The sequence below is a fragment of the Aldersonia kunmingensis genome (genome assembly GCF_001646865.1).
GTDB classification, from domain to species: domain Bacteria; phylum Actinomycetota; class Actinomycetes; order Mycobacteriales; family Mycobacteriaceae; genus Aldersonia; species Aldersonia kunmingensis.
This window is the reverse complement of record NZ_LRRB01000330.1, coordinates 1-8683: the sequence shown is the minus strand read 5'-3', so window position 1 is coordinate 8683 and position 8683 is coordinate 1. Positions and strand designations below refer to the sequence as shown.

Here is an 8683-nt window from a genome sequence, read left to right as displayed (position 1 = left end):
CCCCGGTTCGACCGATCTCCCGCAGCGTGAGCCGGGTGCAACGCCGGGCGTTCCGCAGCCTGCATCGGGTCTCGCGGGTTTGCCGCAGCGTGAGCCGGGTGCAACGCCGGGCGTTCCGCGGCCTGCATCGGGTCTCGCGGGTTTGCCGCAGCGTGAGCCGGGTGCAAACCCGGGTATCCCGCAGCGCACCCCCGGCGCGACCGATCTGCCGCAGCGTGCCCCGCGCGAGGGTCTGCCGCAGCGCGGCGCCGGCGCCCTGGGTCTGCCGCGGCGTGAGCCGGGTGCGACGCCGGGTCTCCCGCAGCCTTCGCAGGGTCTCCTGCCGCAGCGCGCCCCCGGTGCGACGCCGGGCCTGCCGCAGCGGCAGCCGGGCGGCACGCCGGGTCTGCCGACGCGGACGCCGGGTGCGGACAGCAATGGCGGTCGGTCGATCGGATCGGGTGCCGGTTCGGCACTGCCTGCTTCGGGCGCCCCGCCGCAGCTCAATCGGCACAGCATCCGCACGCAGAAGACCGCATCGTTCTTCCACTCGCGGCTGGAGCCACCGGTCGACGAGAAGCTCGACAACCCGCCGATCTTCGACCAGATGATGTCGGCGTGGCTCGTAGACCCGAGCGCGGCTGGATCGCAGAGCTGGGCCACTGCGGCCGACGCGGGTTGGGATGCGGCCCGACGAAGCTCTGAGGAGATGGTCGAGGACCGGACCGCGAGCGGTCTGCCTCGGCGGCATCCGGGCCGGCGATTGGTCCCGGGCGGTGTCGAACAATCGGCTCCGGCAGCGAACAGCCCATCGCGTCGTTCCCCCGACGCGATCCGGAACAGCCTCAGTCGGCATCAGGCCGGCGTGCGGACCGGACGGGCGGCACAGCGAACGACAAGCACGAACGGAGACGGACAGCCATGAGTACTGAGAACGTGACCGGGGACGGCCGCCGGCTGGACTGGCTGGTATCCAACTTCGCCGAACAGGTGAGCGGCGTCTCGCACGCGGTTCTGGTGTCGGCCGACGGCCTGCTGATGGCGGCGAGCGCGCACCTGCCGCTCGACCGCGCGGAGCAGCTTTCCGCGGTTACCTCGGGGCTCGCGAGCCTCGCGGTTGGTGTGGCGAGCCTCTTCGAGGGCGGCAACGTGCTGCAGTCGGTGATCGAGATGGATCACGGCTACCTGCTGCTGATGGCGGTTGGTGATGGTTCGTACCTCGCGGTGCTCACCAACACCTCTTGCGATATCGGCCAGGTCGGCTACGAAATGGCGCTGCTCGCGGATCGTGTCGGTCCGGCCGTGCAGGCGACTCCCCGCGTTTCGCTGTAGGCGTTAGTAGCCGGCAATGGATCAACCTGGACGCGGAGGCGCGGCTCGTGAACCGAGCCTGGTGCGGCCGTATTCGTTGACTTCGGGGCGCACGATGCCTGCCATCGACATTGCGCTCGAGGCACTGATTGCGCCGCTTGCCGATTTGCTCGAACTCGAATACATCGAGCTCAGCAACGAAGCACGTTCGATCCTCTCGCTGAGTTCGAATTCACCATCGGTCGCCGAGATTGCCGTGCATGTGGGCGTCCCGGTCGGTGTGGCGAGGGTGCTTGTAGCCGACCTCGTCGAAGCCGGACACGTCCGAATTCAGGCGACATTGAAGGAAGACGCGAGCGACGCAGAGCGGCGCGAGCTCATTGAAAGGGTTCTGAGTGGACTCCGTGGTATCTAGGACGGCAGGCCGACCGACGTCGGCCAAGATCGTTATCGCGGGTGGATTCGGCGTTGGCAAGACCACGCTCGTTGGCGCTGTATCCGAGATCGTTCCGCTGCGGACCGAGGCGCTCGTGACCAACGTCAGCGAGGGCGTCGACACGTTGTCGGCGGTGCCGCAGAAGACGTCGACCACCGTTGCGATGGACTTCGGCCGTATCAGCCTCAGCAACGACCTGGTCCTGTACCTGTTCGGTACGCCCGGCCAGCAGCGCTTCTGGTTCATGTGGGACGACCTCGTGCGTGGCGCGATCGGAGCGATCGTGCTCGTCGACACGCGTCGACTGGACGAGAGCTTCGCCGCAGTAGACTTCTTCGAGTCGCGCGGGTTGCCGTTCCTGGTCGCGATCAACGAGTTCGACGGTGCGCCGGCGTACCCACTCGAGGACATCCGTGCGGCGCTCGCGCTCCCCGCGGATGTGCCGATGATGACCCTCGACGCCCGTCGTCGGGAGTCTGCGAAGGCCGGCCTCGTGGCGATCTCGGAGTTCGCGCTCAAGCGCCTCTCCCAGCCGGCGCGGCACTAGCCCGACTCCCTGGCGCAGGATGCCCGACTGATCGACAGCTCCGATCGGTCGGGCATCGCAGGCGTCATCTCGGGGTAGCCGCCGACCGGGTCGAGGCCCGCGCAGGCCGAATTACTCGCAGCCTTTCCGGTCGGGGAGAATCACGGCATGGCATTGGCTTCGAGTGACCAGACGCCCCGGATCGCCGTTATCGGCGGTAGTGGCTTCTACGACTTCTTCGACTCGGACGCGGTCGAGGTGACGGTCGAGACCCCTTATGGCTCACCGAGCGCTCCCGTCACCGTGGGACCCGTTGGCGGCCACACGGTCGCCTTCCTGCCGCGGCATGGGAAGACGCACGAATTCTCGCCGCACACTGTTCCCTATCTCGCCAACATGTGGGCACTGCGCGCCCTCGGTGTGCGCCGGATCTTCGGCCCCTGTGCGGTCGGCAGCCTGCGCGCCGATCTGGGCCCGGGTGCCGTTGTTGTGCCGGATCAACTCGTGGACCGCACCTCCGGCCGGCCGCAGACCTACTTCGACGGCGCCGGAATCCATGTCGGTTTCGCCGATCCCTACTGCCCGGGGCTTCGTGCGGCCGCCGGTCAGCCCGGCACGATCGACGGCGGGACGATGGTCGTTGTCGAGGGCCCGCGTTTTTCCACCCGCGCCGAGAGCCAGTGGTTCGCCGCGCAGGGTTGGCAGCTTGTCAACATGACCGGACACCCTGAGGCCGTACTCGCCCGGGAACTGGAAATGTGTTACGCCGCAATCGCTTTGGTGACCGATCTGGACGCGGGCGTTGAGGCGGGCGCGGGCGTTCGGACGGCCGACGTGTTCGCCGAGTTCGAGCGCAACCTGCCGGGATTCAAAGAGCTTGTACGCAAGGCAATTTCGGGTCTTCCGGACGGCGAGACGTGCGCGCACTGCCGCGCCCACGAGGGCGTCAAGCTACCGTTCGACCTGCCCTGATCGCGATGCGCATCCTGGTCACCGGCGCCGCCGGGTTCATCGGACACCAGGTATGCGTTGTGCTGCGCGAGGCCGGCCACGACGTGGTCGCCACAGATGCGCTGCTTGCATCGGCGCATGGCGCTGCGCCGGCGGTGCCCGCGGGTGTGCACCAACTCGATGTGCGAGATGCGGCGGAGCTGGAGCACGTGTTGGATGGCGTCGACGTCGTCAGCCACCAGGCGGCTGTGGTGGGCGCGGGGGTGAGCCAACAGGATGCGCCGGCCTACGCCGCCCACAACGATCTCGGTACTGCGACGCTGCTCGCCGCGATGGTGCGAACCGGCTGTACGCGTTTGGTATTGGCGTCGTCGATGGTGGTGTACGGCGATGGGCGCTATCGCAGCGCGGTGCTCGGGTCTGTCGAGCCGGCGCCGCGTGATCCGGCCGACCTGGCCAGGGGTGAGTTCGATCCGCGGTGCCCGGCAACGGGCGATCCACTGAGCTGGGAGCCGGTCGACGAGGACGCTCCGATGCGGCCGCGCAGCACCTACGCTGCAAGCAAGGTGGCACAGGAGCATTACGCGCTGGCCTGGGCGGCCGCCACGGGAGGCAGCGTGACAGCGCTGCGCTACCACAATGTCTATGGGCCGGAAATGCCTAGAGATACGCCGTATTCGGGAGTCGCCGCGATCTTCCGCTCGGCGCTGGAGGCAGGGGAGGCGCCACGGGTATTCGAGGATGGCCGGCAGATGCGTGATTTCGTCCACGTCTCCGATGTCGCAGCGGCCAATCTGGCTGCCATCGAACGGCCACTCGCGGGTTTCGTGCCGCTGAACATTTGTTCCGGGCATCCCATCGCCGTGGGCGAGGTGGCTGGCCTGCTCACGTCCGCGCGCGGTGGCCCGAGTCCCGTTGTGACAGGGGAGTTCCGGCCCGGGGACGTACGGCACATCGTCGCCAGCCCGCAGCGAGCCCGGGAGGTGCTCGGCTTCACCGCGGGAGTCGCTCCGGCACAAGGCCTCGCCGAATTCGCCTTCGCGCCATTGCGTGCCGCAGCGTCACAAGGTCCGCCCTCGGCGTAAGCCCACTCTGGGCGACCAATCACCACCGGGTGAGTACGACGTGCACCAACACGAGCGCACCCAACGCCTGCACTGCGAGCCAGCCTCGCTGGTTTCGGGCCGGCAGGAATGCTGCCGAGACCAACAACCACGTAGTGAACGGCAACCAGATCCGTTCGGTCTCGGCTTTGCTCAGGGCGCTGAGGTCCGCGACGAGCACCGCGAGGAGGGCGGCGGCGACGAGCAGACTCGGACCGTAGCGCTGGCGGAGGCGGCGTAAGGACAGGCTGCGATGCAGCGACGCCGGTACCGAAAGGCCGGTGGCGCACACGGTCGCCGCGAGATTGGCCCAGCCCCAGTACTCGAACGGGCGCTCCTTCGCGATGCCCTGGTAGTACCGCTCGATCACCAGGTGGTAGCCATCGAACCACCAGAATCCCGCGGTGGTGAACGCCAATGCCACGAGGAGCGCACCCGCGAGTGCCGGGACGAGGGGCCGGATCGTGCGTCCTGCCGCGAGCACCGCCACTGCGGGAATGCCCATCAAAACCAGGCCGTAGTTCAGGTAGATGCCGAAACCGAACCCGACTCCCGCGGCGAACCCCAGTCCGATGCCCGCGCCGCCGCGGCGCCGGACCGCGCACGCGAGCAGTGCGATCGCCCATGCAGTAACTGCGGTGAAAATCGCGTCTGCTGAGACCGCGATCCAGACGGCGGTTGGCGCGAGGGCGACAAACGGTGCGGCCGCGCGGGCGGGGGCGGGTCCGGCCAATGCGCGCAGGGCAATCAGCACGGCAAGCGCGGCGCTGGTGCCGGCCACGGTGGTGAAAACCGCCGCCCAGGTTGGGCCGCCCAACCCGATCCGGTCCAGGGCCACGAACGCCAGCAGCGCGCCCGGTGGGTGACCGGAGACGTGCGTCGGCCAGGAATTCGGCTGGAAGTCCACGATGCGATCGGAGAACGTGCTCAGCATGGTGCTGATGTCGTCGACCTCGGGCACCACGGTCAGGTACTCCGCCGGATCGGTGAGCCGGCCGGTGAACCCTCGTTCCCAGCCATCGACCATTGCCAACGCGAAAGCCCACGCCATCGCCGCCAGCCAGGTCACGCCGAGCAGGCGCAGCCAGGACAGCCGCTGCGCGAGCCACGGACCGAACCAACACACCAGCGCGGCGATGGCGATCGCCGGAACGGTGCCCCAACCCGAGTGCGTCGTCCACGTGCCGAAGATCGGTGCCGCACCGGCGTACAGCGTCGAACGCCACTCTTCGTCGGCGAGGAACGGCACGGCAAAAGCGGCCGCGACCAGTGCGCCGGCGATACCGGCGCCCAGCACATCGCCCCACCTGCGCCGCTGCGCCCGCGTCCGCGGCTCCACGGACCTCACGATAGGTGCCCGACGGGCCCGACCTGCGGGATAACGTTGAACAGTGACCGGTGTTCCGGAGGGAACGACCGTGACTGTCGTGATCCCGTGTCTGGACGAGGCGGGTGCCCTGCCGGGGGTGCTCGCCGCAGTGCCGCCGGGGTATCGGGTGCTTGTTGTCGACAACGGGTCCCGGGACGGCACGGCCGATGTCGCACGACTGCACGGAGCGGCTGTGGTGACCGAACCGCGCCGCGGTTACGGCGCCGCTGTCCAGGCCGGAGTCGCCGCCGCGCCCGAAGGCATCGTGGGATTTCTCGACGGTGACGGATCGATGGATCCGGCGGACCTACCCGGTCTGGTCGACGCGCTGGACGACGCGGACCTGGTCGTGGGCCGCCGAATCGCGGTCGAGCCTGGCGTCTGGCCGCTGCATGCGCGCCTCGGCAATCGATTGCTGGCCATGCGTTTGCGCCGGCGGTACCGCGTCGATGTGCACGACATCGGAGCCATGCGGGTGGTGCGACGGTCCACTCTGCTCGCGCTGGGTCCGCTGCATCCCCGGTTCGGTTATCCGCTCGACCTGTTGGTGCGGGCAGCCGCGGCTGGATTGACCGTAGTGGAGCGAGATATCGACTACCGCAACCGAACTCACGGCCGGTCCAAGGTCTCCGGCTCATGGCGTGGCACAGCGGCGACGGTTCGGGATTTCTGGGCGGTGCGATGACCGTCGCCGACGTCACTCTGCTCGTCACCGCCAAGGCGCCGGTGGCGGGATCGGCGAAGACCCGGCTGGTTCCGCCGTTGTCCGAGGACGAAGCGGCCGAACTCGCCGCGGCGGCCTTGCTGGACACGCTTGCGGTGGTGCGCGATACGCCCGTGCGGCGCCGGGTTGTTGCGTTGCGTGGGGATGTGCGTGAAGGTGAGCTCGCCGACCAGGTGGACGCGGCCCTCGCCGATGTCGAAGTCATCGAACAGCGCGGGGAGACGTTCGCCGAGCGGCTCGCCAATGCGCACGCCGATGCGGCGAGGTTCGGCCTGCCGGTGCTTCAGGTCGGTATGGATACGCCACAGGTGACACCGGAGTTGTTGCAGCGCTGCGCGACCACCCTCACCGACCCGCAGGTGGATGCGGTGCTCGGCCCCGCCGCCGATGGCGGTTGGTGGGCGCTCGGCCTGTGCGATGCGGCGCCGGCGCGTGGCTTGGTCGACGTGCCGATGTCGACAACGCGGACCGGCGCGCAAACCCTCGCCATGCTGCACGAACACCAGCAGCGCACCCGCCTCTTGCCCCAACTCGTGGATGTCGACTACCCGGCCGACGCGCTCTACGTGGCGACCTTGGTGCGGCCGGGTCGATTCCGTTCTGCCGTGGACGCACTCGCGCACCGACTTTCGAGTGTCGAGCCCTGATGGTTACCCCGAAAATCCCGGAACCGCAGTTCAGTTCCGCCCGCGGCCCAGCAATCGCAAGCCGGGTCGGCATCCCGCTGGGTGTGGCGGTCGCAATCTGCTTCTGCACCGGCCTGCTGAGTCATTGGATCCAGCACCCGCCGACCTGGTTCGTGTGGCCCGCACACCCGGTGTGGGTGTATCGAGTCACGCAGGGGCTGCATGTGGTGACCGGTGTTGTCGCGATCCCGTTGCTGCTGGTGAAGCTGTGGGCGGTGTATCCGCGATTGTTCCTGCGTCCGCTCGCGGGCTCGATCGTGCGCATCGCCGAGCGCGGATCAATCGCGATTCTGGTGGGCGCCATCATCTTTCAGCTCGCGACCGGGCTGATAAATATCTCGCAGTTCTACCCGTGGAAGTTCTTCTTCACCACGACTCACTACGCGATGGCCTGGGTTGTACTCGGCGCGTTGGCAGTTCACCTTGCGGTCAAGCTCCCGGTGATCAGGGATGCGCTGTCTCGTCCGCTGAGCGAACAAGCACCCGAAGCCGAGGCGGGCGCCAGGATCGGCCGACGGGCGGTACTTGTCGCCGCCGCACTCGGTGGCCTCGCAGCGGCCCTGAGCATGGCTGGTCAGACCGTGCCGGCGCTGCGCCGTGTCGCGGTGCTCGCGCCACGCAGCGGCACGGGACCGCAGGGCGTGCCCGTCAACCGATCCGCAGAAAAGGCGGGGGTCGGCCCGGAGGCCACGGACCCGGATTACACGCTCGTTGTCGCCGCCGGAACCAACGAGCGGCGGTTCACTCGAGCAGAATTGCTGGCGCTGCCCCAGACGACGGCGGAACTGCCGATTGCCTGTGTGGAGGGGTGGAGCGCATCGGGCAATTGGACCGGTGTGCGGCTGCGGGATCTGCTCGCTGAACTCGATGCCGATCCCGACAACGATGTCCGGTTCGTCTCGCTGGAACGGACCGGAATCTACGGGGTGTCGGTGCTGCCCGCGCCCCATGTCCGCGCCGCGGACACGTTGATCGCGCTCGCGCTCAATGGCGAACCGCTCGATCTCGACCACGGCTACCCTTGCCGATTGATCGCACCCAACCGGCCCGGCGTGCTGCAGACGAAATGGCTGGAGCGGATCGAGGTGCTCGAGACGTGATCCAGAATGCGATCCGCATTGTCCTGGTCGGGCTGGGCGCTTGGGCGGTTTGGTACGGCGCGACCCTCCTGTTCGAAAGCGGCACCGAGGCGGTGCGCTCGATCATTCTGTGGTTCGTGGCCGGAATTCTCTTGCACGACGGGGTTTTCGCGCCGCTGTGTGCCGCACTGGGAACGGGGTCACGGCGCGTGCTGCCGAGGAGTTGGTGGCCGCCGGTCGCCTGTGGCGCGGTGTGCACGGTCGTCCTTGGACTCGTCGCGGCACCGGTGATTGCGCGCGAGGGAGCGATGCCCGACAACCCGAGCGTGCTCGATCGCAACTACGTCGCCGGGCTCGCGATCGCGCTCGTGGTCGTCTGGGTGCTGGTCGGAGCGACGCTGATCGCGGGCCGGCGTGGCGCGTCTACTTCGCGAGCTGACGCGAAATGACCAGGCGCTGAATCTGATTGGTGCCCTCGAAGATCTGGGTGATCTTGGCCTCGCGCATGTACCGCTCCAC

Annotated in this window: 11 protein-coding genes and 1 pseudogene; 10 read left to right on the top strand and 2 right to left on the bottom strand. The window is 68.2% G+C overall.

All coding sequences use genetic code 11. The annotated features are described in order from the left end of the window. The 6 genes and pseudogenes from A8G08_RS27700 to A8G08_RS26385 all read left to right on the top strand — a co-directional run. Window positions 1-904: pseudogene (locus tag A8G08_RS27700) on the top strand (hypothetical protein); the annotation flags it as partial. Next, window positions 901-1311 (top strand): roadblock/LC7 domain-containing protein, encoded by a 411-nt coding sequence (locus tag A8G08_RS26405; RefSeq protein ID WP_068281037.1) that lies wholly within the window; start codon window positions 901-903, stop codon window positions 1309-1311. The pseudogene A8G08_RS27700 and the gene A8G08_RS26405, both read left to right, overlap by 4 nt. A gap of 16 nt (window positions 1312-1327) precedes the next feature. Further along, on the top strand, window positions 1328-1705 hold the full coding sequence (locus A8G08_RS26400; RefSeq protein ID WP_068281034.1) for a DUF742 domain-containing protein: 378 nt from the start codon (window positions 1328-1330) through the stop codon (window positions 1703-1705). Continuing rightward, the gene (locus A8G08_RS26395; RefSeq protein WP_068281048.1) at window positions 1695-2273 is read left to right on the top strand and encodes a GTP-binding protein; all 579 of its coding nucleotides are present in this window, start codon (window positions 1695-1697) and stop codon (window positions 2271-2273) included. The genes A8G08_RS26400 and A8G08_RS26395 overlap by 11 nt, the downstream gene beginning before the upstream one ends. Before the next feature lie 147 nt (window positions 2274-2420). After that, complete coding sequence (locus A8G08_RS26390; protein WP_068281033.1) at window positions 2421-3224, top strand: S-methyl-5'-thioadenosine phosphorylase; 804 nt, start codon at window positions 2421-2423, stop codon at window positions 3222-3224. A gap of 5 nt (window positions 3225-3229) precedes the next feature. Beyond that, complete coding sequence (locus A8G08_RS26385) at window positions 3230-4288, top strand: NAD-dependent epimerase/dehydratase family protein (RefSeq protein ID WP_068281032.1); 1059 nt, start codon at window positions 3230-3232, stop codon at window positions 4286-4288. Window positions 4289-4307: 19 nt separating this feature from the next. Here A8G08_RS26385 and A8G08_RS26380 read toward each other — a convergent pair whose 3' ends face one another. After that, window positions 4308-5645: a hypothetical protein gene (locus A8G08_RS26380; protein WP_245673015.1), complete on the bottom strand. Its 1338-nt coding sequence runs from the start codon at window positions 5643-5645 to the stop codon at window positions 4308-4310. 52 nt (window positions 5646-5697) lie between these two features. Between A8G08_RS26380 and A8G08_RS26375 the strand changes: the two genes are divergently transcribed. From A8G08_RS26375 to A8G08_RS26360, 4 genes are read left to right on the top strand one after another with little or no spacing between them, the layout of a single operon-like run. Further along, window positions 5698-6360, top strand: coding sequence for a glycosyltransferase family 2 protein (locus A8G08_RS26375; protein WP_068281042.1), 663 nt, complete (start codon window positions 5698-5700; stop codon window positions 6358-6360). After that, window positions 6357-7046: a TIGR04282 family arsenosugar biosynthesis glycosyltransferase gene (locus tag A8G08_RS26370; RefSeq protein WP_068281039.1), complete on the top strand. Its 690-nt coding sequence runs from the start codon at window positions 6357-6359 to the stop codon at window positions 7044-7046. The genes A8G08_RS26375 and A8G08_RS26370 overlap by 4 nt, the downstream gene beginning before the upstream one ends. Further along, window positions 7046-8185, top strand: coding sequence for a molybdopterin-dependent oxidoreductase (locus A8G08_RS26365; protein ID WP_068281029.1), 1140 nt, complete (start codon window positions 7046-7048; stop codon window positions 8183-8185). Before A8G08_RS26370 ends, A8G08_RS26365 begins: the two co-directional genes overlap by 1 nt. Further along, window positions 8182-8613 (top strand): hypothetical protein, encoded by a 432-nt coding sequence (locus A8G08_RS26360; protein ID WP_084436897.1) that lies wholly within the window; start codon window positions 8182-8184, stop codon window positions 8611-8613. Before A8G08_RS26365 ends, A8G08_RS26360 begins: the two co-directional genes overlap by 4 nt. On the opposite strand, the gene A8G08_RS26925 is transcribed toward A8G08_RS26360, so the two are convergent. Continuing rightward, the coding region (locus A8G08_RS26925) for an acyl-CoA dehydrogenase family protein (RefSeq protein ID WP_157108819.1) at window positions 8588-8683 on the bottom strand (96 nt) is incomplete at its 5' end. The genes A8G08_RS26360 and A8G08_RS26925 overlap by 26 nt on opposite strands.